At 65.6% G+C, this 22,358-nt stretch carries 25 protein-coding genes; 12 read left to right on the forward strand and 13 right to left on the reverse strand.

Annotation, left to right across the window (positions count from 1 at the left end; translation table 11 throughout):
• Window positions 1–31: 31 nt before the first annotated feature.
• From R4P57_RS04450 to R4P57_RS04460, 3 genes are all read right to left on the reverse strand, one after another.
• Window positions 32–1,003: a sigma-70 family RNA polymerase sigma factor gene (locus tag R4P57_RS04450; RefSeq protein WP_032377730.1), complete on the reverse strand. Its 972-nt coding sequence runs from the start codon at window positions 1,001–1,003 to the stop codon at window positions 32–34.
• A 177-nt stretch (window positions 1,004–1,180) separates the two neighbouring features.
• On the reverse strand, window positions 1,181–2,674 hold the full coding sequence (locus tag R4P57_RS04455; protein WP_317801601.1) for a class I SAM-dependent methyltransferase: 1,494 nt from the start codon (window positions 2,672–2,674) through the stop codon (window positions 1,181–1,183).
• 33 nt (window positions 2,675–2,707) lie between these two features.
• Window positions 2,708–3,076 (reverse strand): DUF3099 domain-containing protein, encoded by a 369-nt coding sequence (locus R4P57_RS04460; protein ID WP_317801602.1) that lies wholly within the window; start codon window positions 3,074–3,076, stop codon window positions 2,708–2,710.
• A gap of 93 nt (window positions 3,077–3,169) precedes the next feature.
• Here R4P57_RS04460 and R4P57_RS04465 point away from each other — a divergent pair, with 93 nt between their 5' ends.
• Window positions 3,170–3,406: a DUF3039 domain-containing protein gene (locus R4P57_RS04465; RefSeq protein WP_042939664.1), complete on the forward strand. Its 237-nt coding sequence runs from the start codon at window positions 3,170–3,172 to the stop codon at window positions 3,404–3,406.
• A gap of 4 nt (window positions 3,407–3,410) precedes the next feature.
• On the opposite strand, the gene R4P57_RS04470 is transcribed toward R4P57_RS04465, so the two are convergent.
• Complete coding sequence (locus R4P57_RS04470) at window positions 3,411–4,478, reverse strand: YihY/virulence factor BrkB family protein (RefSeq protein ID WP_317801603.1); 1,068 nt, start codon at window positions 4,476–4,478, stop codon at window positions 3,411–3,413.
• A gap of 190 nt (window positions 4,479–4,668) precedes the next feature.
• Between R4P57_RS04470 and R4P57_RS04475 the strand changes: the two genes are divergently transcribed.
• Window positions 4,669–6,408, forward strand: coding sequence for a DEAD/DEAH box helicase (locus tag R4P57_RS04475; RefSeq protein WP_317801716.1), 1,740 nt, complete (start codon window positions 4,669–4,671; stop codon window positions 6,406–6,408).
• Window positions 6,409–6,519: 111 nt separating this feature from the next.
• Here the strand turns inward: R4P57_RS04475 and R4P57_RS04480 are convergent, their stop codons facing one another.
• Window positions 6,520–6,714 carry a hypothetical protein gene (locus R4P57_RS04480; RefSeq protein ID WP_317801604.1) on the reverse strand — a complete coding sequence of 65 codons (195 nt, stop codon included), beginning with the start codon at window positions 6,712–6,714 and terminating at the stop codon, window positions 6,520–6,522.
• A 234-nt stretch (window positions 6,715–6,948) separates the two neighbouring features.
• Between R4P57_RS04480 and R4P57_RS04485 the strand changes: the two genes are divergently transcribed.
• Together R4P57_RS04485 and R4P57_RS04490 are read left to right on the forward strand one after the other, a co-directional pair.
• Window positions 6,949–7,878 carry an EamA family transporter gene (locus R4P57_RS04485; RefSeq protein WP_317801605.1) on the forward strand — a complete coding sequence of 310 codons (930 nt, stop codon included), beginning with the start codon at window positions 6,949–6,951 and terminating at the stop codon, window positions 7,876–7,878.
• A 28-nt stretch (window positions 7,879–7,906) separates the two neighbouring features.
• Window positions 7,907–8,266, forward strand: a complete 360-nt coding sequence (locus R4P57_RS04490; RefSeq protein WP_411742289.1) for a DUF952 domain-containing protein — start codon at window positions 7,907–7,909, stop codon at window positions 8,264–8,266.
• A 76-nt stretch (window positions 8,267–8,342) separates the two neighbouring features.
• Here the strand turns inward: R4P57_RS04490 and R4P57_RS04495 are convergent, their stop codons facing one another.
• Window positions 8,343–9,674 (reverse strand): RNA polymerase sigma factor, encoded by a 1,332-nt coding sequence (locus tag R4P57_RS04495; protein WP_317801606.1) that lies wholly within the window; start codon window positions 9,672–9,674, stop codon window positions 8,343–8,345.
• Window positions 9,675–9,833: 159 nt separating this feature from the next.
• Window positions 9,834–10,655, reverse strand: coding sequence for a polyphosphate--glucose phosphotransferase (gene ppgK / locus R4P57_RS04500; protein WP_317801607.1), 822 nt, complete (start codon window positions 10,653–10,655; stop codon window positions 9,834–9,836).
• A gap of 187 nt (window positions 10,656–10,842) precedes the next feature.
• Between ppgK and R4P57_RS04505 the strand changes: the two genes are divergently transcribed.
• Window positions 10,843–11,730, forward strand: a complete 888-nt coding sequence (locus R4P57_RS04505; protein WP_411742301.1) for an inositol monophosphatase family protein — start codon at window positions 10,843–10,845, stop codon at window positions 11,728–11,730.
• 15 nt (window positions 11,731–11,745) lie between these two features.
• Here the strand turns inward: R4P57_RS04505 and cei are convergent, their stop codons facing one another.
• A complete protein-coding gene (gene cei, locus R4P57_RS04510; protein ID WP_317801719.1) occupies window positions 11,746–12,426 on the reverse strand; it encodes an envelope integrity protein Cei in 681 nt (226 codons plus the stop codon).
• 545 nt (window positions 12,427–12,971) lie between these two features.
• Here cei and R4P57_RS04515 point away from each other — a divergent pair.
• On the forward strand, window positions 12,972–13,274 hold the full coding sequence (locus R4P57_RS04515; protein ID WP_027496891.1) for a DUF4193 domain-containing protein: 303 nt from the start codon (window positions 12,972–12,974) through the stop codon (window positions 13,272–13,274).
• 72 nt (window positions 13,275–13,346) lie between these two features.
• Here the strand turns inward: R4P57_RS04515 and R4P57_RS04520 are convergent, their stop codons facing one another.
• Complete coding sequence (locus R4P57_RS04520) at window positions 13,347–13,811, reverse strand: DUF3093 domain-containing protein (RefSeq protein ID WP_317801720.1); 465 nt, start codon at window positions 13,809–13,811, stop codon at window positions 13,347–13,349.
• A 220-nt stretch (window positions 13,812–14,031) separates the two neighbouring features.
• On the opposite strand from R4P57_RS04520, the gene dut reads away from it, so the two are divergent.
• Together dut and R4P57_RS04530 are read left to right on the forward strand one after the other, a co-directional pair.
• Window positions 14,032–14,484, forward strand: coding sequence for a dUTP diphosphatase (gene dut, locus R4P57_RS04525; protein WP_317801721.1), 453 nt, complete (start codon window positions 14,032–14,034; stop codon window positions 14,482–14,484).
• A gap of 64 nt (window positions 14,485–14,548) precedes the next feature.
• Window positions 14,549–15,385 (forward strand): DUF3710 domain-containing protein, encoded by an 837-nt coding sequence (locus tag R4P57_RS04530; protein WP_317801608.1) that lies wholly within the window; start codon window positions 14,549–14,551, stop codon window positions 15,383–15,385.
• On the opposite strand, the gene R4P57_RS04535 is transcribed toward R4P57_RS04530, so the two are convergent.
• The gene (locus R4P57_RS04535; RefSeq protein WP_317801609.1) at window positions 15,367–16,089 is read right to left on the reverse strand and encodes an alpha/beta fold hydrolase; all 723 of its coding nucleotides are present in this window, start codon (window positions 16,087–16,089) and stop codon (window positions 15,367–15,369) included. The two genes, R4P57_RS04530 and R4P57_RS04535, sit on opposite strands and share 19 nt — an antisense overlap.
• 122 nt (window positions 16,090–16,211) lie before the next feature.
• Here R4P57_RS04535 and R4P57_RS04540 point away from each other — a divergent pair, with 122 nt between their 5' ends.
• Together R4P57_RS04540 and R4P57_RS04545 are read left to right on the forward strand one after the other, a co-directional pair.
• Entirely contained in the window at window positions 16,212–16,589 is a 378-nt protein-coding gene (locus R4P57_RS04540) for an OB-fold nucleic acid binding domain-containing protein (RefSeq protein WP_317801610.1), read from the forward strand.
• 121 nt (window positions 16,590–16,710) lie between these two features.
• On the forward strand, window positions 16,711–17,364 hold the full coding sequence (locus R4P57_RS04545) for a DUF3159 domain-containing protein (protein ID WP_317801722.1): 654 nt from the start codon (window positions 16,711–16,713) through the stop codon (window positions 17,362–17,364).
• Here R4P57_RS04545 and R4P57_RS04550 read toward each other — a convergent pair.
• Together R4P57_RS04550 and R4P57_RS04555 are read right to left on the reverse strand one after the other, a co-directional pair.
• Window positions 17,338–17,997, reverse strand: a complete 660-nt coding sequence (locus R4P57_RS04550; protein ID WP_032397923.1) for a potassium channel family protein — start codon at window positions 17,995–17,997, stop codon at window positions 17,338–17,340. The genes R4P57_RS04545 and R4P57_RS04550 overlap by 27 nt on opposite strands.
• Before the next feature lie 49 nt (window positions 17,998–18,046).
• Window positions 18,047–18,712 carry a TrkA family potassium uptake protein gene (locus R4P57_RS04555; protein ID WP_317801723.1) on the reverse strand — a complete coding sequence of 222 codons (666 nt, stop codon included), beginning with the start codon at window positions 18,710–18,712 and terminating at the stop codon, window positions 18,047–18,049.
• A gap of 179 nt (window positions 18,713–18,891) precedes the next feature.
• On the opposite strand from R4P57_RS04555, the gene R4P57_RS04560 reads away from it, so the two are divergent.
• Together R4P57_RS04560 and R4P57_RS04565 are read left to right on the forward strand one after the other, a co-directional pair.
• The gene (locus tag R4P57_RS04560; RefSeq protein ID WP_317801611.1) at window positions 18,892–20,889 is read left to right on the forward strand and encodes an APC family permease; all 1,998 of its coding nucleotides are present in this window, start codon (window positions 18,892–18,894) and stop codon (window positions 20,887–20,889) included.
• Window positions 20,886–22,157 (forward strand): class I SAM-dependent RNA methyltransferase, encoded by a 1,272-nt coding sequence (locus R4P57_RS04565; RefSeq protein WP_317801612.1) that lies wholly within the window; start codon window positions 20,886–20,888, stop codon window positions 22,155–22,157. The genes R4P57_RS04560 and R4P57_RS04565 overlap by 4 nt, the downstream gene beginning before the upstream one ends.
• A gap of 16 nt (window positions 22,158–22,173) precedes the next feature.
• On the opposite strand, the gene R4P57_RS04570 is transcribed toward R4P57_RS04565, so the two are convergent.
• Window positions 22,174–22,335 (reverse strand): hypothetical protein, encoded by a 162-nt coding sequence (locus tag R4P57_RS04570; protein WP_317801613.1) that lies wholly within the window; start codon window positions 22,333–22,335, stop codon window positions 22,174–22,176.
• Window positions 22,336–22,358: the final 23 nt, after the last annotated feature.

Here is a 22,358-nt window from a genome sequence, read left to right on the forward strand (position 1 = left end):
TCACCGCTGCTCCACCGGTCGGTGGTCGGGGTCAGCTTGCGTAGGACCGCAGCTTCTCGGCGCGGTCGCCCTGCCGAAGCTTGACCATCACCTCGCGCTCGATCTGACGGACCCGCTCTCGGGAGAGCCCGAAGAGCTTGCCGATCTGATCGAGGGTGCGGGGCTGTCCGTCGTCCAGGCCGTAGCGCAGACGGATGACCTGCTGCTCCCGCTCGTCGAGAGTGCCGAGAACGACACGGACGTCGCTGTGCAGCAGTCCGGCGATGACGGCGTTCTCGGCGGACGTCGCCTCGGAATCCTCGATGAAGTCGCCGAGAGGGGCTTCCTCGTCGCTGCCGACCGGCATATCCAGGCTGACCGGGTCACGGCTGTGGTCGAGCAGATCCGCGATCTTCTCCACCGCGATACCCGATTCGCTCGACAGTTCCTCGTCCGTTGCCTCGCGGCCGAGCTGCTGATGCAGCTCACGTTTGATCCTGGCCAACTTGTTGACCTGTTCGACCAGGTGGACGGGCAGCCGGATCGTGCGGCTCTGATCTGCCATGCCGCGGGTGATGGCCTGACGAATCCACCACGTCGCGTAGGTCGAGAACTTGAAGCCCTTGGCGTAGTCGAACTTCTCCATCGCGCGGATGAGCCCGAGGTTGCCCTCCTGGATCAGGTCGAGCAGGGGCATACCGCGGCCGGTGTAGCGCTTGGCGAGAGACACGACCAGGCGAAGGTTCGCCTCGAGCAGGTGGCTGCGTGCAGCACTGCCGTCGCGAACGATGATGGCGAGGTTGCGCTTCTTGACTGCGCTCAGCCGCTTCGTGTTCTCGAGAACCTGCTTCGCGTAGAGACCAGCCTCGATCCTCTTGGCCAGATCGACTTCTTCGGCAGCCGTCAGCAACGCGGTGCGGCCGATGCCGTTGAGGTACACGCGAACGAGATCGGCTGCTGGGCTCTGGGCGTCCAGATCGGCATCGGTGGGCCGTGGACGAATCGTGGTGCTGGGGCTGGTCATGACTTGCCTCCTGGTCGGTGGTGTCTCACAGGTTCAACGCTCGGGAGACTCCGATAAGTTCCCACGCCGATCCTGGTGATACCCGCGTGACCAGGGATTACGTCATGTTCGTCCTGAGAAGTTGCTGAGAAGTGACGCCGCCGGGAACGGTCGCTCTCCCGGGGCGATGTCGGGGACTCATCGAGCCGGCAGAACCAGGCCGTGCCGGACGAGCCCCTGCATCATCGTCACCGCATGCACGGCCAGTTCCTCGGCGTCCTCGTCGTGCGCAGCAGCGAGCAACTCCACCAGTTCACCGACCGGTAGGCCATCGGGTCGCAGCCCGGCGAGCAGAGCCGCACCGAGTTCGTCGACGTCGTGCTGCCACTGCGGCCCGTTTCCGCGATGGACCCGCACCGCCACCGGAGCCCAGCCCTCGTCGCCGGGAAGGTAGACGCGTTCGAGTGCGGTGTTCGGGTCGAGAGTGAGCACCGAGTCGAGGATGTCGTGCTCCCGCAGCCAGTTCAGCCGCGCGAAGTACTCGATCGATTCGTTGCCCAGTGGGTCGGAGAAGCCGTGGGTGAGCTCCTCGGCGAGAAGATCGGTCGGCGCATCCGTTCTCCGGAGGTAGACGAACCCGAAGCCGATTCCCTCCACGTCGGCGGCGGCGAAGTGGTCGAGCCAGGACTGTGCCACCGCGGCCGCGTCGGGATCGCGGGGATCGAGCCCGCCGTCGCGCATCCACGTGCCCACGTAGAGCGCGGGATCGGCGACGTCACGCTCGACGACCCAGGCGTCGATTCCGTGCGCGGGCAGCCACGACGCCACCCGCGCACGCCAGTCCTCACCGCGGACGTGCACCCACGAGCCCAGGATGGCAGCGGTACCGCCGAGCGTCAGGTGGTCCGGGGCCCGGCCGATCATCAGAGCGCTCGCTCCGTCGAGATCGAGGCCGGAATCGCGGTACGAGTGCTGCACTTCGGCGCGGCCGACGACGAAGGGCGGATTGGCGACGATGCGATCGAATCGACGCCCGGCCACGGGCTCGAACCACGAACCGTGCAGCAGTTCGATGTCGAGACCGTTGAGCGCGATCGTCGCCGCCGCGAGGTCCATCGATCGCGGACTGATGTCGGTCGCGGTCACCTGCGCGGCGTAGCCGCACGCGTGTACGGCCTGGACGCCGCAGCCGGTACCGACGTCGAGAACGCTTGTCACCGCGGACGTGGGCGTTCCTCGCAACAGCGACAACGAGGCCTGCCCTACGCCGAGCACGTGGTCGGTGGCGGTCTCGGCGGCGCGCATGCTGCCGTCCGGATCCGAGACGATCCACCGAGTTCCATGTCCGGCGTCGAGCGGTCGAATGTCGAGCACTGTCCGCACTGTCGATCCGGATCGGGTGAGTATCCCGGCTGCAACCGCGTCGGCCACCGTCAGTGGGGCGATGGCGTCAGCGACGTCGGACTCGGGGCAGTCGTCGACGAGCAGGAACAGTCGCACCAGAACGCCCAGCGCACCCCCGTCCCGACTGGCGTTGCGTACCGGCACCGGCTCGCTGCGACCGAGGGCAGCGTGGGCGTCGTCGCCGAGCAGCGTCAGAACGCCGTCGGCGTCGTACCCCGCCCGCTCGAAGGCTTCACGAAGATCGGAGCAGGCGACGACGAGCGGGGACGGGGAATTCGGTGCGGTCACGACGCAAGTGTCGCATCGGCGACAGCCGGTGCGTCAGTCGTCGCCCGGTTCGATCACCCGGTGGTTGCTCGATTCCAGTTGCGGTTTGTCCACGGTCCGGTAGTCGTACCGGCTCATCTCGTCCTTGGTGCGGGGCGGCCGATCGTTGGCGATCAGCACCGCCATCCACGGCAGTGGAATGGACGCTCCGACGATCGCCATGGAGATCCACGGATTCATCCACATTCCGTAGGCGATGGCAGCCAACACCAACGCCGGGATGCGGAAAGACATGATGAACATGTACTTGCGTACACGCTTTTTGTGTTGTTCTTCGACCGACTGCTGTGCCTCGGTGATCAGGACAGGCCCATCCGGCGAGTCGCTGTACGCGCCGCCGTCGAACCCTGGGGTTCTCGTCATACCTCCACTGTGGCACTACCGCTCACAGAATGCATACGACGAGCTGTGGAACCGGTTACCCCTCGCTGTGGATGCACGGATTAATCTGTGTTCATGAGCACTCAGACGAAGGACCGTCCCGATATCGCACCGGACGAAACCACCGAGGACGACCGGCCGAAGTTCTTCCACTACGTGAAGAAGAACAAGATCGCCGAGAGCGCGGTGATGGGTACGCACGTCGTCGCGCTGTGCGGTGAGGTGTTTCCCGTCACCAAATCCGCGAAGCCCGGATCACCGGTGTGCCCGGACTGCAAGAAGGTCTACGAGGGCCTGAAGAAAGGCGAGTGAGGACCTACTCGGCGATCGGGTCGGGGCGTTCCGGCCGGGTACGGTCTCCCGCCAATTTGATCGGTCCCGTGGCCAGCCGTCGGGCGACAGCGGTCACCGGTCCCGACGGCTTGTCGTCGGTAGCGGCCTGCGCCGCGATCCACTCCCGCATCTGGTCCATTCGTGTTGCCCGTGCGGGCGAGAACTCCTGGATCGTTGCGTTGAACTCGGCGCCGAGAACGATGGCGAAGCCGAGGAAGAACGTGAACAGCAGAAACGCGATGGGCGTCGCCAGCGCGCCGTAGGTGTACCCGGTGCTCGTCACCCAGCCGAGGTACCGGCGCAGTACCGCGCTCGCGATCATGAAGAACACCCCGGCCAGCAGGGCTCCGCCCAGGAGACGATGCCACGGCAGCGATGTGTGCAAGGCCACCTTGTACAGCGTGGTCAAACCGACGATCAGCAACAGCCCGACGGCCGGGTAGTAGAAGAAGTCGATGACCTCGCTGCCCACGGTGATCCACGAATCCGGCAGAATCTGCTGCACGTACACCGGTCCGAGGGCGACGAGCGGAAGCACGAAGACTGCGATCACCAGGAAACCCACGTAGAGAAGCAGCGCGAAGAACCTCTGCCAGACGGGATGTCGCGCGTCGGCCTGCCCGTGCGCTTCCACGATGGAGTCGACGAACGTCGAGATCGCAGACGACCCGGCCCACAACGAGAGCAGAAAGCCCACGGACACGATCTCGCCGCTGCCCTGGGCGAGGACGTCCTTGACCGTCGGAGCGATGATCTGGTCCACGACGCTGCCGCTGAAGAGGGTGTTGCTGAACGTGATGATCTTGGACTCGATGATCTCGACGGTGTTGGGTCCGAACCATCCGCCGACGAGTCCCAGACTGCCCAGCACACCGAGCAACAGCGGTGGCAGCGACAGCGTCTGCCAGAACGCGGCCGTTGCTGCCTTGCTGAAGATCGAGTCGTCCCACGCTTTGCTCAGAGTGCGCAGAGTCACTTTCCACACCGCGTGTATCGGCCTTCTCGCCGACAACCGTTCCGGTGGTGGAGTTCCGCCTGCAGACTCGCTCATGGTTCCTCCAGCATTCCTGACGAAAGGCGACTTCGCCTAACAGCCGACTCGCCGTGTCGCATCCGACTCACCCCAGCGATGCGGGATCGGTCGGTGCGGAGCGATAGGCTCCTCCGCGGACACTGCAGGGCTATCGAGAGCGCGAGGAATTTACATCGATGCCAGGAACCGGCGGCCAGTGAGCGCTGACATGTTCGATCCGACACCACCATCCACCGAGCAGACTGCCGCTCCCGCGAGCGGGGGAGCGCCGCTGCGCGCGTGGCAGCGACGGGCGCTGACGAAGTATCTCGTCGCCTCGCCCAAGGACTTCCTCGCGGTCGCGACGCCCGGCGCAGGCAAGACGACCTTTGCCCTCCGGGTGGCCGCAGAACTGCTCGCGCATCGGACCGTCGATCAGGTCACCGTCGTTGCGCCCACCGAACACCTCAAGCACCAGTGGGCGGAATCGGCGGCCAGGGTCGGCATTGCATTGGACTCGCGCTTCTCGAACTCGACCGGTCAGACCTCGAGCGACTATCACGGCGTGGTCGTGACGTATGCGCAGATCGCCTCGCACCCGTTCAAGCATCGGGTGCGCACCGAATCACGCAAGACCCTCGTGATTCTCGACGAGATTCACCATGGCGGCGACGCGAAGAGCTGGGGTGAGGGAATTCGCGAGGCGTTCGGAGACGCCACCCGACGTCTCGCACTCACCGGTACGCCGTTCCGCAGCGACGACAGTCCAATTCCGTTCGTCAACTACGAACCGGATCAGGACGGGTTGATGCGGTCCAAGGCCGATCACGCGTACGGCTATTCCGATGCTCTTGCGGACGGTGTCGTCCGTCCGGTCGTGTTCCTCGCGTACTCCGGTGAAGCGCGCTGGCGGGACAGTGCCGGTGAGGAGTACACCGCGCGGCTGGGTGAGCCGCTCAGTGCCGAACAGACCGCGAGGGCATGGCGCACCGCACTGGATCCGCAGGGTGACTGGATGCCCGCCGTGCTGTTGGCGGCGAACACGCGGCTCGCGCAACTGCGTGCAGGCGGAATGCCCGATGCAGGCGGTCTGGTGATCGCAACCGATCAGACGGTGGCGCGGGCCTACGCGAAGCTGATCGAGGTGATCACGGGGGAGACGCCGGCGATCGTGCTCTCGGACGACCCCACGTCCTCGGCTCGCATCGCCGAGTTCGGAAAGAGCGACCAGCGGTGGATGGTTGCCGTTCGCATGGTGTCCGAGGGGGTCGACGTTCCGCGTCTGGCCGTCGGCGTCTACGCGACGAGCGCGTCGACCCCGCTGTACTTCGCGCAGGCCATCGGTCGCTTCGTGCGGTCTCGGCGCAAGGGGGAGACGGCGAGCGTCTTCCTGCCGTCGGTACCGGTGCTGTTGGATCTCGCGTCGCAGCTCGAGGCGCAGCGCGATCACATCCTCGGTAAGCCGCACCGGGAGAAGGACGGCTTCGACGACGAGTTGCTGGCCGACGCCAACAAGCAGAAGGACGAACTGGGCGAGGAAGAGAAGGCATACACCTCGCTGGGCGCGGATGCGGAACTCGACCAGGTGATCTACGACGGTTCCTCGTTCGGTACCGCGACGTTCTCGGGCAGCGACGAGGAAGCCGACTATCTCGGTCTGCCCGGTTTGCTCGACGCGACGCAGATGCGCGACCTACTGCGCCAGCGCCAGCAGGAGCAGATCGACAAGCCGGCTGCCGGCCCCGCGGTTCCGGCGCCTGCAGTCGTCAACGACAGGGCAACCAGTGCGGGCCAGTTGGCCGGTCTGCGGCGTGAATTGAACAGTTTGGTTGCGGTGTACCACCACCGCACCGGGAAGCCGCACGGGGTGATTCACGGCGATCTGAGACGTATCTGTGGTGGCCCGCCGACGGCGATGGCGTCGGCCGATCAGTTGGGCGAGCGAATCGCGCAGTTGCGGAAGATGTAGAGATCCCTGGCGGATCCGGCCACGAAAAAGACGGACGGTCTTGTGACCGTCCGTCTTCTTCGTGTTGTTCGTCGATCGTGGCGAACCTGTTTCCCCCGACGCGTCGGTGGGTTACACCGTGGAGTCCGATTCGGTCATCACCGTTGCGTTCAGTTCACGCAAGCGGGCTTCGTGTTCGGTGGCGTGGTGACCGCAGAAGAGAAGTTCTCCACCGGTCGAGAGCACGACACGCGCGCGAGCCCCTGCACCGCACCGGTCGCACCGGTCCGCTGCTGTCAATTCTGGGCTGGTCAGTGTTCCGGGCATGACTCCTCCGTACTGGCTTGCGGGTTGTCCCGTTCGCCTGGGGCCGGTCCGCCGCGTCGGTATGGCGCGGTTCGTTCACTCTGTCAGACGTATGGCGGTCACGCGTTGTTCCCGAGCGCGTTTCTTTGTGTTGTCACTAACACGAAACATGGCTCACGAGCTGGAACGTCGTCGACAGTGTTCGCTGAGAGCTGATCGGTGTTCGCGGCGAGTCGCGGCAGTAGGGTCCCCTGTGTGGCTTCGACTTCTACTTCGCTCTCCGGCGCATCGAAGCTGGGTATTCCGTCGCTGTTCGTGATCGGCGCGGTGTGCATGTACGTCGGTGCGGCGATCGGTGTGTTCTTGTTCGACACCGTCGATCCGGCCGCGGTGGCGTGGCTGCGTGGGTTCGGGGCGGCGCTGGTGTTGCTGCTCTGGCGACGGCCGTGGCGGCACCGGGCAGGCACCGGCGGCGCGTGGACCGTGCGCCGGGCGATCACGGCCGCCGCGTTCGGTGGTGCGACGATCGGCATGAACGCGATGTTCTACGAGGCGATCGCCAGGCTGCCGCTCGGTGCCGCGGTGGCCATCGAGTTTCTCGGGCCGATCGCGGTCGCAGCTGCAGGGTCCAGAAAGCCCGCTGATGTGTGCGCGCTGCTCCTGGTGGTGGCCGGCGTCGGAGCCATCGCCTCCGCGCAGTTCGAGGGCGGCGAGGTGGGGCTGGTCGGGATCGCGTTCGCACTGGGCTCGGCGGCCCTGTGGGCTGCCTACATCGTGCTGGGCAAGTCGGTTGCCGACGCAGGCCAGGGGCTCGACGACATGGCTGCCGGGTTCGCAATCGCGTCCGTACTCCTGGCCGTTCCGCTGTTCGGACCGTTCGCGGCCGCACACTCGAATGCGTTGGGAGACTGGCGGATCTGGGTTCTCGGATTGGGCGTCGGGCTGTTGTCGAGTGTGGTTCCCTACGTTCTCGATCAGTACGTCCTGGTACGAGTGGGCCGGGCCCGCTTCGCGTTGTTGCTGGCTCTGCTCCCGGCGACGGCGACGGTGGTCGGTGCTGTGGTGCTGACCCAGATTCCGACGGCTCTCGAGGCTCTCGGAATCGTGGCGGTCATCGCGGCAGTGGTGGTCGGTGGGCTGCCGGGCCGCAGAGATCGGGGCGTTGCCGACATTCCGCCGCCCTGACCCGCACTCGACACTGCAGAATGGAACTGTGACCAGCAAGCAGGACGACCTCGTTCACATCTGTACGGCAGGGGAGTGGCTCGCGATGCGTGGTCAGGCCGACTACACCCCGGACTCGTACGAATCCGTGGGTTTCGTGCACCTGTCCACACCCGAACAAGTGCACTTGCCCGCGAATCGGCTGTTCTCCGGCCGCACGGATCTGGTTCTGTTGCGCCTGGATCCGGCTCGTCTGGCGGCACCCGTTCGATGGGAACCGGGGGTGCCGACCGATCCGGAGTCCATGCGTTTCCCGCACCTGTACGGACCGCTGCCGATCGCGGCCGTCACGGCGGTGCTCGACTATCGGCCGGGGCCGGACGGAACATTCGGGGTACCGCAGGTGTGACGGCATCCAGACAGCAGAGAACAACGACCGCCGATCACAGTGATCGGCGGTCGTTGTACGAGGTGGAGCGAACGAATCAGTCCAGGTAGTCGCGCAGCACCTGAGAACGCGACGGGTGACGCAGCTTGGACATGGTCTTGGACTCGATCTGACGGATCCGCTCGCGCGTGACCCCGTAGACCTGGCCGATCTCGTCGAGGGTGCGGGGCTGACCGTCGGTGAGGCCGAATCGCAGACGAACCACGCCTGCCTCGCGCTCGGACAGCGTCTCCAGAACCGACTGCAGCTGATCCTGGAGCAGCGTGAACGACACGGCGTCCACGGCAACGACTGCCTCGGAGTCCTCGATGAAGTCACCGAGCTGGCTGTCGCCCTCGTCACCGATGGTCTGGTCGAGCGAAATCGGCTCACGCGCGTACTGCTGGATCTCCAGCACCTTCTCCGGCGTGATGTCCATTTCCTTCGCGAGCTCTTCGGGAGTGGGTTCGCGACCCAGATCCTGGAGCAGCTCGCGTTGGATGCGCCCGAGCTTGTTGATGACCTCGACCATGTGCACCGGAATACGGATGGTGCGGGCCTGGTCGGCCATGGCCCGGGTGATCGCCTGTCGGATCCACCACGTGGCGTACGTCGAGAACTTGTAGCCCTTCGTGTAGTCGAACTTCTCGACCGCGCGAATCAGACCGAGGTTGCCTTCCTGAATGAGGTCCAGGAAAGCCATGCCACGGCCGGTGTAGCGCTTGGCGAGGGAGACGACGAGTCGAAGGTTCGCTTCGAGGAGGTGATTCTTGGCGCGGTTGCCGTCGCGGCAGATCCACGTCATATCGCGACGCTGCGCAACGGGAAGCTTCTCGCCCTTCTCCGCGGACTCGCGCATCTTCTCGACCGCGAACAGGCCGGCCTCGATGCGCTTGGCCAGTTCGACTTCCTCCTCTGCGTTGAGGAGTGCGACCTTGCCGATCTGCTTGAGGTAGGCACGGACGGAGTCGGCGGACGCGGTGAGCTCGGCATCCTTGCGGGCCTGGCGCAGCGCCTCGGATTCCTCTTCGTCCCAGACGAAATCGCCGGACGCCTTGTCCTCGGCAGTCGGCTCGGTGGTGGCGTCTTCCTCGGTATCGTCACCGGCGGTGACCACCTCGACGACATCGTTGGCGGCAGCGGCGAGATCGCCCTCGGAGATGTCGATGTCTTCGATCCCGGGAGTGCTCTCGTCGGCGTCGTCCCCGGACGCGGATGTTGCTGCTGTCTTCTTTGCTGCGGCCTTCTTCGCCGGTGCCTTCTTGGCTGCGGCGCGCTTGGCGGGTGCCTTCTTCGCCGGTGCCTTCGCAGCGGGTGCCTTGACAGCAGGTGCAGGTGTCGCAGACTCGGTTTCGGAATCTACGGTCTGACGGATATCGGTGGCTGCCACGTACGCCCTTTCGTGACGAAGTCGTGCGGCGTCACGCCAGAGTTGTTTCCGGCGGAGAGGTCTTCGGATTCGGCCGGCTGCGTACCGGCACACACCATTGTAACGACCTCTCAGGAGTTTGTTACCGACCCTCGCCCTACGCAGGTGGCGACCCGCGTGTCAGTCCGGCGATCCCGCGGACGTACCGGTCTCGGCTGAGGCTACGGCGGAGTCCGCTGCGAGTGCGGCACCGACGATCCCGGCAGTGTTCAGCAGGGTTGCCGGAACCACGGGCGTGCGGTTGGTCAGATGCGGAATCCACTTCTCGCTCTTGCGGCTGATACCGCCGCCGGCGATGAAAAGATCCGGCCAGAGCAGCGCCTCGAACGTCTCGAGAACCTTCGAGACCTCCTTGGCCCACTCTTTGTAGGACAGCCCCTGATTCTCCTTCACCGACGACGCCGCACGATGCTCGGCTTCCTTGCCGTCTATCTCCATGTGGCCGAATTCGGTATTGGGCAGCAGAACTCCGTTGTGCAGCACGGCCGAACCGATCCCTGTGCCGAACGTCAACAGCACCACGACGCCGTCCTTGCCCTTGCCGCCGCCGTACTTGTCCTCGGCCACGCCGGCCGCATCCGCGTCGTTGAGCACGGTGACGTTCTCGGTGCCGATGGCGTCCGCGAACAGCGCGCGGGCGTCGGTGTCGATCCAGGACTTGTCGATGTTGGCGGCCGAGCGAGCGACACCGTTGGTCACCACTGCAGGCAGTGTGACGCCCACCGGGCCGGTCCACTCGAAGTGCGCGACGATCTCGGCCACGGTGCGCGCGACGGCATCGGGGGTCGACGGCTGCGGCGTCTCGATCTTGTAGCGGTCGCCGACGAGCTCTCCGGTGCTCAGGTCCACGATGCCGCCCTTGATGCCGCTGCCGCCGACATCGACGCCGAACCCGTGGCGCGCTGCCGCAGCGGTGGTGTTGTCCGAACCTGCCTGTGTCATGTGGATGCCGCTCCTGGCGTGATCGAATCCGTGTGGTGCCGTCGCCTCCGAACAATAGTGCGTTTCGGCGTTCGCGGGACGGTGACGTCACCGGCGGTCACTGCGGTGGTGCTCGGACGTCGGTGTGTGTTGCGATGTACGCGTGCCGAAACCAGACGGATCGCAGACCGACACCGCCAGTACACAATTGCCGGAAGAGCAGGTGGCAGCAGAGGGATCGAACACGCGCGAGGTGGACGTGCTGCGCGAGGTCGCCGTACGGGTCGCGACGCGAGCCGCCGAGCATGTCAGGCGTCGTCGCCCCGAGGTCTTCGGCGGCGATTCGAGCGAGGGTGACGGCGCGGTGCACTCCAAGAGCACGCCGACCGATCCGGTGACTGTAGTGGACACCGAAACCGAGAGAGTCCTCCGCGAGATGCTGGCGCAGCTGCGGCCGGAGGATGCGATTCTCGGCGAAGAGGAAGGCAGCGAGGACGACTCGCTCGACGGCGTGCGATGGGTGCTGGACCCGATCGACGGAACCGTGAACTTCATGTACGGAATCCCGGCGTACGCGGTCTCGGTCGCGGTCCAGATCGACGGTGTCAGTGTTGCGGGGGCCGTGATCGATGTTGCCCGCGAGCTCGTCTACTCGGCCGCTCTGGGGCGTGGGGCGACGGTGGAGCGAGCCGACGGCACCCAGGAGCAGCTGCACTGTTCCGGTGTCACCGACGTGTCGATGACGTTGTTGGCCACCGGATTCGGCTACGGATCCGGGCGTCGCGCGGTGCAGGGCGCGATCATCTCCGAACTGCTGCCTCAGGTGCGCGACATCCGCCGGATCGGTTCGGCCGCGCTCGATCTGTGCATGGTCGCGTCCGGAGTGGTGGACGCTCACTTCGAACACGGGCTCAGTCCGTGGGATTGGGCGGCGGGTGCCCTGATCGCAGCCGAGGCAGGCGCGATGATCAGGCTGCCCGCTGCCAACAGCACCAGTGCGCAGGGTGCGGTGACGGTGGCGACGGCCCCGGGGATCGCGGACGCCTTCGTGGCCGTACTGCGCAGCGCGGGTGCCCTCGACCCGATTCCCGGCTGACGCGGCGCTACTGCGTCAGCAACGCGATTCGCGTGCTGCCGAGAGCAGGTCGGAATCGAGTGGCGCAGGCGCGGCACCGGGTGCGGCACCGGCAAGCGTGCGCAACACTTCCTCGGCGTCGTCGTTGGGCTGAATCTCGCTGAAGTAGGTACCGAGTGCCAGATCGACCGAGTCGTCGGTGCGGGCATCTTCGATGAGTTCGGCGCACGGCGCGATCAGCGACACCGCACTCGCTGCCGCCAGCCCGGCCGGGCCGAACCGAATCTGGCCCTGGCACTGCATGTTCTGATCGACGTAGACCGGATCGTTGCCGACCTGGACGTCCGGTGCGCTGGCGAAGCCGTAATCGATGAGCTGGGCCGCCACCAGAGCGGCCTGTCCGCGCTCACCGTTCGCGTTGAAGACACGCACCTTCGATGCGGACAGGGCAGCAGGTTCGACGTCCAGCAGTGTCGTCGGGTCCACTTCCTCGCCGAGTGGTACCGGCTGTGTACCGTCCGTTGCGGCGGCGGTGGTGGGCACATTGCATTCGGCGGTTGCCGAGGTGGCCTCGGAGGTGGTGAACACCTTGACCCACACCAGCACTCCGAGCAGAGCCAGCACGGCGAAGACCGCGATGATCGGAAATGCGCGGCGTCGACGGAACGGACGACCTCGACCGTCGACCGAATGGCCTTCGGTGATCAGAGAAACCACAGTGATCTTCGCCTTTCCGTCGGCAGTCGCCGAGACCGGTTCGCAGAGTCGGTTCACACCGACGCGGTGCCTACTGTAGATGGCCGGGGTGCGCGAGGACGGCACACTCGGCCGGACCCTCCTCCGATCCAGTGCGTGACGCCCGATTCGGAGCTCGAAACCGGCGTCGGGAAGTGTTCTGTGAAGCGCGGAATGAAGCTGCCCATCCCGGTGTTGATGCGGCGTGCACCCAGGTGATGGACTCGTCGGCGGTTCGGTTTCTGCTTTGTGACCGGCTTCGGCTATTGTCTGGCGGCCGCGGTGCTTCGAGAATCGGACGCCGGTGCACCATCGATCAGGTGAGCGAGGTCTCGATCGGGTTTCAACCGGCGAGTTCTGGGAACTATCCGGTGTAGTTTCGGGCACCGCGCGACGACGAACGATTGTGAACAGATACGAACATCGGTGGGAGCGAGCAAGCGCCCTCTTCACAGCCGACGGCCACAAGCCGAACACATCGGCAGCTTCCACCACACACACGCACGAAGATGAGGGGTACGAAGACAATGGCAACCGACTACGACGCACCGAGAAGAACAGAATCCGACGATGTGTCGGAGGACTCGCTCGAAGAATTGAAGGCCCGACGCAACGAGGCCCAGTCCGCCGTGGTGGACGTGGACGAATCCGACACCGCGGAGTCCTTCGAGCTCCCAGGTGCAGATCTGTCCGGCGAGGAGCTCTCGGTCCGGGTGGTTCCCAAGCAGGCCGACGAGTTCACCTGCTCCAGCTGCTTCCTGGTCCATCACCGCAGCCGACTGGCCAGCGACGCCAACGGTGTACTGATGTGCCGCGACTGCGCGGCGTGATCCTCGCCGCACAGACCTGATCGGTCGGGTCAGGTCTGTGTCGACGGTTCCGACCGTCGATCGAGCGGTAGGTCAGCGCGCTTCGACGCCGTGCGCGGTCAGGACCGCCAACAGTTCCTCGGGGCGTTTGGTGCTGATCAGCCAGTAGGGCGTCGGGTCGTTCGGGTCGTCGAGGACCACGATCACCATTTGCTTCACCCAGGTGCGGTGCTGCACGAAGGCCAGCGGATCGAGCTGCCTTCCCAGCGCCGCACTTTTTGCTGTCGCCGGAACGACGGCCGCCTTGGACGCCACATCGAGTGGCAGATGAGCAGACCCGACGCGTAACTCGGCACCGGTCGTACCGGCGACCACCTCGACGCGCAGCCTGCTGAAGGCGAACAACGCCCACGCGATCAGCGGGAGCAACACGACGTAGGGCAGCCAGGCACGGATGCCCGGCGCTCCCATGTGGATCTCCGCGGCCAGCAACACCGCCACGGCCGCGCCCGCTGCCCACCACCAGATCGGCACCCAGAGTCGCTCGGAGTACAGCACCGAGTTCGCGGGTGCTGTGGAACCGGTGTGGGGAGTGGAGTCGCCGGACTCCGACGCGTGTTCGGCCTGTCGATCTGCAGTCACGAGTCCCAGGGTAGTCGCCACACCGAGACCGAAGCCGGCCAGCGTAGTCTCGTTCGACGTGAGCGACGAAGTCACCGAGTCCGGCAACGAACCGTCCGCCGACCGACCCCCCACCCCGTGCCGGCAGTTCGATCCGTTGTCGGAGGTCCTGGTGCGCCGGCTCGATCCCGAGCTTCCGGTGCCGACGCGTGCGCACGAGGGTGATGCGGGCGTGGATCTGCGAATCACGGCCCCGGTGACGATCGCACCGGGCGAACGCGTCCTGGTGGGGACCGGCCTCGCGATCGCGCTCCCTTTGGGAACCGTCGGGCTGGTGCATCCGCGATCGGGGTTGGCGGCGAAGTCGGGGCTGTCGGTGATCAACACCCCGGGCACCATCGATGCCGGATATCGCGGGGAGATCAAGGTCTGTCTGATCAACCACGACCTGCACACTCCGATCGCGCTCGAGCGAGGCGACCGTGTTGCCCAACTGATCGTGCAGCGAGTCGAACTGGTGACGTTCGTCGAGGTCGACGAATTGGACGACACCGTTCGAGGGACCGGTGGTCACGGTTCGACCGGTGGCCATGCGAGTCTGAAGCAGTGAGTTCCGCCATGACGTTCGCCGGTGGCAGGCACAGTGGAAGCAACCGAGAAGAAGAGAGCTGAACATGTTCGGACGGCGTAAGAAGAACGACGCCGGCAGTGCCTCCGCGCCCGGTGCGGAGCCATTCGTCGACGGCGTCGAAGACGGCGATGTCGAGGCCGCGGACACGACCGCCGACGGTCCCCACGATCTCGCGGACCTCGACGACGATCGCGAGACCGTTGCCCAGACGCGACTCGACCTCGGTTCGGTGCTGATTCCGCTGCCGGAGGGCGGTCAACTCCAGGTCGAGATGTCTCAGGCAGGCAGCCCACAGGCAGTGCACATCGTCACGCAATTCGGGCGCATCACCATCGCTGCCTACGCGGCACCGAAATCACCCGGTCAGTGGCGCGAGGTGGCAACCGATCTGGCGACGTCTCTGCGCAACGACAAGGCCGAGACGACGGTCGAGACGGGTCCGTGGGGACGCGAACTCCTCGGTGTCACGGCCAACGCCGACCTGCGCTTCATCGGAGTCGACGGCTATCGCTGGATGGTCCGCTGCGTGCTGGCGGGTCCGTCGGGTGCGGTGGGCGAGGGCCAACCGCTCGTCCGGCTGGCGCACACGATTCTTCGGCAGACCGTGGTGGATCGGGGTGCCGACCCGCACCCAGTTCGGACACCGCTACCGGTGGTGTTGCCGCAGGTGCTGGCCGAGCAACTTGCTGCAGCCGCACAGCAGCAGGCGGAAGCTCAGCAGAGTGCAGTGGAACAGGCTGCGCAGCCTCAGACCGTGGTCCCCACTGCGGAACCTGTTGCGCTGCAAAAAGATTCGGCTCCGCAACCGACCGCTGCCGAGCGTGACCGAGCGCCGCGTCGGGGCGCGTCGGGATCGGCGATTCAGCAGCTGGGCGGCTGAGTCGACCGCCTGTCGAGACCGTCGACGGCCGCTCGGCCGAGGCATCCAGGGTCGCTCCCGATGCCGTCCAGGGTCACGGTGCGCAGCTCGCAGTTCGGTAGCGCCCGCGCCCACTGTCGAGCTACCTCGATCGGATGGACCGCGTCGTCCATTGCACCCACGACGACGGCAGGCAGCTCTATGCGAGCGAGCTCGTCGAGTTCGAGGCTGCGATGGCGAGCCGCCTCGTCCAACGCGTCGGGAAGGGCGGGCCACTGGGCAGCCCAGGACCTCCGCAGAGTGCGCGCGAGCCACGGCGGGCTCGACGCTGTCATTGCCGCGGTGACGGCGTCGAGCCCCCGTTCGCGCAGGGATCGGGCGGTGAACTCCGCGCTCAGGGCCGCGGGGGAACCGGCCGGGTCTCCGGTCCACGCCGGCAGCGCGAGTGCGAGAGCGGCAGTATTCGACGCATGCTCGGCAGCCCATCGAACCGCGACGGCTGCCCCGAGCGATATCCCCGCTACCACTACGCGTCCGTGTCGATCCGCCGCGTCGTCGAGGGCGGTCAGGTAGCTCTCGACCACGGCGGCCGGGTCGGGTTCGACCGCGATGGTGGTCAATCCCACACTGTCGAATGCTGCCGAGAACGCGTCGGCGGCGAACCGGGCATCGGACCCCGTCCCCGGTAGAACGATCGCGGTACGGGCGTCGAATCGGCTGTGCACGACACGATTGTGCACGCCTGCTGACACCGCCGTGGCAACGGTTGGTCAGCGTGACACTTCGGGTCTACAGTGGCGAAGTACCCACCCTGACGAGGGAACGACCCACACCGCTGGAGCACAGAATGGCACCCGCTGCCGCAGGATACTTTCGCCGTCTGACGCGGAAGTTGACAGAGGACATCGATCAACTCGATGCCGAGGAGATGGCCGAAACCTCCGAGGCCTCCGGGGCTCGGCGGGCGTGTGACTGTTCGCGAGGCGAGGAAGTCACGATGTTCGGTCGGTTGCGCAGCGTCGAAGCGTGCTCGAAGGCGGCCAACGCCAACATCGAGGCCGAGTTCTTCGACGGTACCGACACGGTGACGCTCGTCTGGATCGGGCGCCGCAAGATTGCCGGAATCGAGCCGGGCAAGACCGTGCTCGTTCGCGGACGTGTCGGCGAACGCGACGGACGCAAGATCGTGTACAACCCCTACTACGAACTGCGCGACGACAGCTGATCGTCACCGGTATGGCACTCTCGTTGTCGTGACCAACAGCGATGATTCCGTGCCGCCCCCGCCGACATCGAACACGCCGGAACCCACGACCGACGCGTCGAGCACGGACAACGCCGAGAAGGTGGCTCCCACCGTCCTCGAACAGCTCGGCGGGTTGAGCGGACTCGTCTACTCGACCTTGCCCGTTGTCGTCTTCGTTCCGGTGAACAGCTATGTCAACCTCGCCGTGGCTCTGTGGTCCGCTCTGGGAGTCGCCGCTGCGGTGTTGGTCTGGCGGTTGATTCGTCGTAGTCCGATTCAGCCCGCCATCTCGGGATTCTTCGGGGTGGGGATCTGTGCGTTCATCGCATACCGGACGGGAGATGCCAAGGGCTACTTCCTGTTCGGCATCTACACGTCGCTCGCCTACGGCGCGGCATTCGTGCTCTCGGTGCTCGCGCGCTGGCCGTTGGTCGGCATCATCTGGGGATACCTCAACGGCAAGGGAACGTCGTGGCGTGGCGACCGGTCGGCCGTGCGCTATTACGACGTGGCCACGATCGCCTGGGCGTCGGTGTTCGGTGCTCGATACATCGTGCAGTCTCAGCTCTACGACTCCGACCAGACGGGCTGGCTCGCCGTTGCCCGCATCGGCATGGGCTGGCCGCTCACGGGAGTGGCACTGTTGGTCACGCTCTGGGCTGTGCGTGCGGCCGATCGCGCGCTCGACGAAGCGTCGAGCGCGGACCGCAAGCGGGAGCAGCTGCGGTCAGATCAGGCCGACAGCGGCGCGTAGTTCGTTCTCCACCTCTTTCGCCGCGACGAACAGTAGCTCGTCGCCGCCCTCCAGCGGATCGTCGTGCTGTGGCACGATCACTCGACCGCCACGCAGAATCGTCACCAACGCTGCGTCCCTGGGCAATTGGAGCTTGCGGACCGGCTTGCCCGCCAGGGGTGTGTTCTCCGGCAGCGTGATCTCGACGAGGTTGGCCTGACCCTTGCGGAACGTCATCAGGTGAACGAGGTCGCCCACCGACACGGCTTCCTCGACCAGGGACGCGAGCATTCGCGGCGTCGACACTGCGACATCGACGCCCCATGCAGCATCGAACAGCCATTCGTTGCGCGGATCGTTGACCCTGGCCACCACTCGATTGACGCCGAACTCGGTCTTGGCCAGCAGGCTGAGCACCAGGTTGGCTTTGTCGTCGCCGGTTGCAGCGATCACCACGTCGTAATTCTCGAGGTGAGCGGCTTCGAGCAGACTCAATTCGCACGCGTCGGCCAGCACCCATTCCGCTTCCGGGATGGCGGCCTGATCGACGTGGTCGAGCTTGCGTTCGAGGAGCATCACGTCGTGTTCACTGCGAATCAACTCGCGTGCGATGGATCTGCCGACTGCGCCGGCTCCGGCGATGGCGACTTTCATGGCTTCCCGTTCGGGTCGATGGGGGAGGTGGGGAACGCGCGCGCGTGCATCAGTCGTCCGAGGGCGGCGGGTTGCCCGCCAGCGCAATGGCTTCGGCGACGGTGCCCGAGACCGCGGCGACGTACACCTCGTCACCGGCTTGGATCACGGTGCGCTTGTCCGGTAGCAGTCCGCCGCCGAATCGGATGACGAACGCGGCTCGCGAATTGGTGGCGTCTTCGAGTACCGAGAGCTTCTTGCCGATCCAGGCGTCGTGAAAGTCGAGAAGGACGACAGCGACGCTGCCCGACGGATCGCGCCACTTGGTGGTGGGGTCGTCGCGCAACAGGTTGTGCAGAAAACGATCGGTGGCCCAGGGGACGGTGGCGACCGTCGGGATTCCGAGTCGCTCGTAGACGGCGGCGCGCTTGGCGTCGTAGATTCTCGCGACTACTTTGTCCACGCCGAACGTCTCGCGCGCGACACGAGCGGAGATGATGTTCGAGTTGTCGCCGGAGGATACGGCGGCAAAGGCTTCGGCCTTCTCGATTCCTGCGCTCACCAACACATCTCGGTCGAATCCCATACCGACGACGCGATGTCCGCCGAAGTCGGGCTCGAGGCGGAGAAAAGCTGTTTCGTCGCGGTCGATGACCGCCACCTCGTGTCCGATGCGTTCGAGCGCCCCCGCCAGCGATGCGCCGACCCGGCCACATCCCATCACAACTACGTACAACGCCCAGCTCCGTCCCGATTTCGATGGTCGACCACCACTGCCGACCAACATTGCCACCGTGGGCATGTGAGCACCAACGTATCGGGAGATTCGTCACCGGATGGACCGAGGGTCGCTCGGGCCCACTTTCCGGCGGCGTGGTTGCGACGTCCGTGCATGGACGGCCTACGCTTCTCAGCGTGTCCAAGGTCTCGACTGCCGCCAAGCGGCTAGTGCTCGGTAAGCCGTTCCGCAGCGACAAGCTCGGTCATACGCTGCTGCCCAAGAGAATCGCGCTGCCGGTGTTCGCCTCGGACGCCATGTCGTCGGTTGCCTACGCACCCGAAGAGATCTTTCTGGTGTTGTCCGTGGCGGGCATTTCGGCGCTCGCGTTCACCCCGTGGATCGGTCTCGCCGTCTGTGTGGTGATGGCCGTGGTCGTGGCAAGTTATCGGCAGAACGTGCACGCCTATCCGTCCGGTGGCGGCGACTACGAGGTCGCGACCACCAATCTCGGACCGGCGGCCGGATTGACGGTCGGCAGCGCGTTGCTGGTGGACTACGTGCTGACCGTGGCGGTATCGATCTCGGCAGCTGCGTCGAACATCGGGTCGGCAGTGCCCTTCGTCGCTCAGCACAAGGTGCTGTTCGCCGTGGTGGCCATCGTGTTCGTCACCTCGATCAATCTGCGGGGCATCCGGGAGTCCGGGGCTGCGTTCGCGATCCCTACCTATGCCTTCATGGGCGGCATGTTCCTGATGTTGGGGTGGGGCCTGTTCCGGGTCTACGTGCTCGGCGACGACATCCATGCAGAATCGGCGGGCTTCGATCTGAAGGCAGAGGATTCGCACCTGTACGGAATCGCGTTCGCGTTCCTCATCGCGCGGGCCTTCTCGTCCGGATGTGCGGCGCTGACCGGAGTCGAGGCCATCAGCAACGGAGTACCCGCGTTCGAGAAGCCGAAGTCCCGCAACGCGGCGACGACGCTGTTGCTTCTCGGTACGATCGGCATCACGCTGCTCATGGGCATCATCATTCTGGCGCAGAAGATCGGCATCAAGTACGCCCTCGATCCCGACATTCAGCTGATCGGCGCGCCCGAGGGCTACCAGCAGAAGACGCTCATCGCCCAGCTTGCGGAGGCGGTGTTCAGTGGATTCCCTGCCGGATTCTTCTTCATCACCACCGTGACGGCCCTCATCCTGGTACTCGCGGCAAACACCGCTTTCAACGGCTTTCCCGTTCTCGGTTCGGTTCTGGCACAGGACCGGTACCTGCCGAGGCAGCTTCACACCCGTGGCGATCGGCTCGCCTTCAGCAACGGCATCCTTTTTCTGTCCGGAGCTGCGATCGTCTTCGTCGTCGCCTTCGGTGCCGAGGTCACCAAGCTCATTCAGCTCTACATCGTCGGAGTGTTCGTCTCCTTCACGCTCAGCCAGACCGGCATGATCCGGCACTGGACACGTCTGCTCCGATCCGAGACCGACAGTGAGCAGCGCCGAAAGATGCAGCGTTCGCGCGTGGTCAACAGTGTCGGTCTTGCGATGACGGCAACGGTGCTCGTGATCGTGTTGATCACCAAGTTCGCCGCGGGAGCATGGATTGCGATCGTGGCAATGATGGCGATCTTCGTACTGATGCGCATGATCAGGAAGCACTACGACACGGTGGCGCGCGAACTCGAGAACGAGGAGTGGGATGGCGTCCTCCCCAGCCGCACGCACTCGATCGTGCTGGTGTCGAAGTTGCACATGCCGACCTTGCGGGCACTGGCCTATGCGCGAGCCACCAGGCCCGACACACTCGAAGCCGTGACCGTCAACGTCGACGAGGCCGATACCCGCGCGCTGGTGCGCGAGTGGGAGGCCAGTGACGTGTCGGTACCGCTCAAGGTCGTCGAGTCGCCGTACCGCGAGGTCACCAAACCGGTCCTGGACTACGTCAAGCGGGTGCGACGCGATTCGCCGCGTGACGTGGTCACGGTATTCATCCCGGAGTACGTGGTCGGTCACTGGTGGGAGCAGATTCTGCACAACCAGAGTGCGCTACGTCTGAAGTCTCGACTGCTGTTCCAGCCGGGGGTGATGGTCACCAGCGTGCCCTGGCAGTTGCGGTCGTCCGAGAAGGCGAAGCGTGAAGTGCTCGAAAATGCGCCGGGTGCGTCGCGTCGGGGTTACGAGCCACCGGCGGGCAAGTGAGCGAGAGCTGGTTCGGGCTGCTGCTCGAGGTCGAGCTGGGTGCGCCCGGGCACGGCGGGTTCTGTGTGGCCCGCCACGACGGCCGAGTGATGTTCGTGCGTCACGGACTACCGGGCGAACGCGTCGTGGCCAAGGTGACCGAAGATCGAGGCGGGTCGTTCTGTCGCGCCGATGCTGTCGAGATCCTGACGGCGTCTCCGGACCGAGTGGACGCGCGCTGTCCCATCTCCGGACCCGGCGGCTCGGGCTGCTGCGATTACTCCCACGCCAGTGCCGATGCCGGACGGCGACTGAAGTCCTTCGTCGTCGCCGAACAACTTCGCCGTGTCGCCGGAATCGAGCGTGAGGTGCACGTGGAGGAACTACCGGGTTCCGGCGACGGCACCGGGTGGCGAACCCGAGTGCGACTCGCCGTCGATTCCGGCGGACGGCCCGGCTATCACCGCTATCGCAGTAGCTCGATCGTCACCGAACTCATCTGTCCTCAAATGGATTCCGCGGCCTTCGAGGGTCTGTCGGATCAACAATGGCGGCCGGGTGCCGAGCTGCAGGTGGTGCTCGATGGGGAAGGCGAGCGGCACGTGGTGGAGATCGCGCCGGCGCAACTCACGCCCACCGGACGCCGATCGCCAGGTCGTCGTGGGGCGTCGGCGCGCCGGGCGGCGTCGTCTCGGTATCGGCCCGAGAAGGCCGTGATCGGATCGGGTCGTGCGACGGAATACGTCTCGAACAGGGCGTGGACCCTCGACGCCACCGGATTCTGGCAGGCCCACCGCGGTGCGCCGCAGGTCTACACCGATGTGGTGGGGGACTGGGCGGACGCCACAGCGGGTGACGGTGCGTGGGATCTGTACGGCGGTGTCGGTGTGTTCGCCGCCGCCCTGGCCGATCGGGTGGGTCCGAGCGGCCGAGTCGCCAGTGTCGAATTCTCCCGTCGTGCAGCCGAGGACGGCCGTTCGGCGCTGCGGGATCTGCCGCAGGTCTCGTTCGTGCCGGGTCGGGTCGAGCGCTCGATCGATGCGTTGACCGAGCCGGTGACGGTAGCGGTGCTCGATCCACCTCGCGCGGGAGCCGGACGGGACGTGATCGACGCCCTCGTCGTCAGGTCTCCGCGTTCGGTGGTGCACATCGGATGCGATCCGGCCTCGTTCGCGCGGGATGTGAGCTTGTACCGAGCTGCGGGATACGAGCTCGACGACATGCGCGCCTTCGACGCCTTTCCTTCGACCAGCCACGTCGAATGCATCGGCCGTTTCGTTCGTCGGTGAGGGCTGCGGCAACCGATCAGGCCCGGTGCGCAACTTCGGCGACCGGGGCAAAGCTCTGCGTGGGAACGGTCACGATGCGCTGTGCGCCGCACCTGCATCCCTGATATCCGACGAGTCCCTCGCTCGTGTCGTGGGTGGAGTGGGTGGTCCAGGTGTGGGTGGTGTGTTCGGTGTGCATGCGTCCATCGTGATGTAATGGTC

Source organism: Rhodococcus sp. IEGM 1330 (genome assembly GCF_033142445.1).
Taxonomy (GTDB): Bacteria; Actinomycetota; Actinomycetes; order Mycobacteriales; family Mycobacteriaceae; genus Rhodococcoides.

Excerpts from the sequence above, each read along its gene's own strand:
- R4P57_RS04450 (WP_032377730.1), bottom strand. The coding sequence starts at position 1,003 with ATGACCAGCCCCAGCACCACGATTCGTCCACGGCCCACCGATGCCGAT.
- R4P57_RS04460 (WP_317801602.1), bottom strand. The coding sequence starts at position 3,076 with ATGACGAGAACCCCAGGGTTCGACGGCGGCGCGTACAGCGACTCGCCG.
- R4P57_RS04465 (WP_042939664.1), top strand. The coding sequence starts at position 3,170 with ATGAGCACTCAGACGAAGGACCGTCCCGATATCGCACCGGACGAAACC.
- R4P57_RS04470 (WP_317801603.1), bottom strand. The coding sequence starts at position 4,478 with ATGAGCGAGTCTGCAGGCGGAACTCCACCACCGGAACGGTTGTCGGCG.
- R4P57_RS04475 (WP_317801716.1), top strand. The coding sequence starts at position 4,669 with ATGTTCGATCCGACACCACCATCCACCGAGCAGACTGCCGCTCCCGCG.
- R4P57_RS04480 (WP_317801604.1), bottom strand. The coding sequence starts at position 6,714 with ATGCCCGGAACACTGACCAGCCCAGAATTGACAGCAGCGGACCGGTGC.
- ppgK (WP_317801607.1), bottom strand. The coding sequence starts at position 10,655 with ATGACACAGGCAGGTTCGGACAACACCACCGCTGCGGCAGCGCGCCAC.
- R4P57_RS04515 (WP_027496891.1), top strand. The coding sequence starts at position 12,972 with ATGGCAACCGACTACGACGCACCGAGAAGAACAGAATCCGACGATGTG.
- R4P57_RS04530 (WP_317801608.1), top strand. The coding sequence starts at position 14,549 with ATGTTCGGACGGCGTAAGAAGAACGACGCCGGCAGTGCCTCCGCGCCC.
- R4P57_RS04540 (WP_317801610.1), top strand. The coding sequence starts at position 16,212 with ATGGCACCCGCTGCCGCAGGATACTTTCGCCGTCTGACGCGGAAGTTG.
- R4P57_RS04550 (WP_032397923.1), bottom strand. The coding sequence starts at position 17,997 with ATGAAAGTCGCCATCGCCGGAGCCGGCGCAGTCGGCAGATCCATCGCA.
- R4P57_RS04570 (WP_317801613.1), bottom strand. The coding sequence starts at position 22,335 with ATGCACACCGAACACACCACCCACACCTGGACCACCCACTCCACCCAC.